Raw genomic sequence first — 255 nt, 5'->3', positions numbered from 1 at the left:
GATCTCAGGTGAGACCTCCATACTATGGGGCATTAATCCAAGTTTCCCTGGGCTATTCCCCGCTAAAAGGTAGGTTGTATACGCGTTACGCACCCGTGCGCCGGTCGTCAGCAAAAGAGCAAGCTCTCCCCTGTTACCCCTCGACTTGCATGTGTTAGGCCTGCCGCTAGCGTTCATCCTGAGCCAGGATCAAACTCTTCATCGTTGTTTCTTAATATAATTACAACAATCAAACGTCTGTACTCAAAGATGACT

Annotated in this window: 1 rRNA gene; it reads right to left on the bottom strand. The window is 48.6% G+C overall.

Annotation, left to right across the window (positions count from 1 at the left end):
- Positions 1–205, bottom strand: a 16S ribosomal RNA gene (locus LB465_RS18595); the annotation flags it as partial.
- Positions 206–255 lie beyond the last annotated feature (50 nt).

It is taken from the genome of Salegentibacter lacus (assembly GCF_020164555.1).
GTDB classification, from domain to species: Bacteria; Bacteroidota; Bacteroidia; order Flavobacteriales; family Flavobacteriaceae; genus Salegentibacter; species Salegentibacter lacus.
Note: the sequence above shows the minus strand (reverse complement) of the source record. Positions and strands in the feature narration are given on the sequence as shown.